This window comes from Polaromonas sp. P3_C2 (assembly GCF_056402675.1).
Map to the genome: position 1 here is coordinate 1 of NZ_JBFUGX010001234.1, position 589 is coordinate 589.

The 589-nt window shown below is 58.1% G+C and carries 1 protein-coding gene and 1 pseudogene; both read right to left on the bottom strand.

The features are described from left to right. Window positions 1-217, bottom strand: a 217-nt coding sequence (locus AC1DWI_RS25800; RefSeq protein ID WP_477726276.1) for an ATP-binding cassette domain-containing protein, incomplete at its 3' end; no start/stop codon positions are given. Then, a pseudogene (locus AC1DWI_RS25805) lies at window positions 214-589 on the bottom strand (branched-chain amino acid ABC transporter permease); the annotation flags it as partial. The gene AC1DWI_RS25800 and the pseudogene AC1DWI_RS25805, both read right to left, overlap by 4 nt.

Genomic DNA, 589 nt, shown 5'->3' on the forward strand with positions numbered 1-589 from the left:
GCTGATGGGTGAGCTTTTCGCCGCGGTATTCAATCTCGCCCGTGGTGGGCGTGTAGATGCGGCTGATCAGGTTGAACACCGTGGTCTTGCCGGCGCCGTTGGGGCCGATGAGCGTGAAGACTTCGCCCTGCTTGACGTCAAAGCTCACGTTGTTGACGGCCAGCACGCCGCCGAAGCGCACGCTAAGATTTTTGGCGGAAAGGAGTGTTTTGCTCATTTCAGACGGTCCGACTTCTGGAAAGTTTTTTGCCGTTTGAACAGGCCCTTGCGGTAGAACGGAAAGAGCTGCAAATAGGTGCGAACCTTCAGCCAGCGGCCATACAGCCCCATCGGCTCAAACAGCACAAAGGCAATCAGCACAATGCCGTAGACCGCCGCCTGCAGGCCGGGCGCCTGGCCTATAGTGGCGGGCAAATAGTCTTTGGTGAGGCCGATCACCTGCGGCATGGAGATCAAAAAGATGGCGCCCAGAAAAGCACCGTGTACCGACCCCACGCCGCCGATCACGATCATCAGCAACAGGTCGATGGACTGCAGGATGTTGAACTGGTCGGGCGAGATGAACTGCAGCTTGTGCGCATAGAGCGCG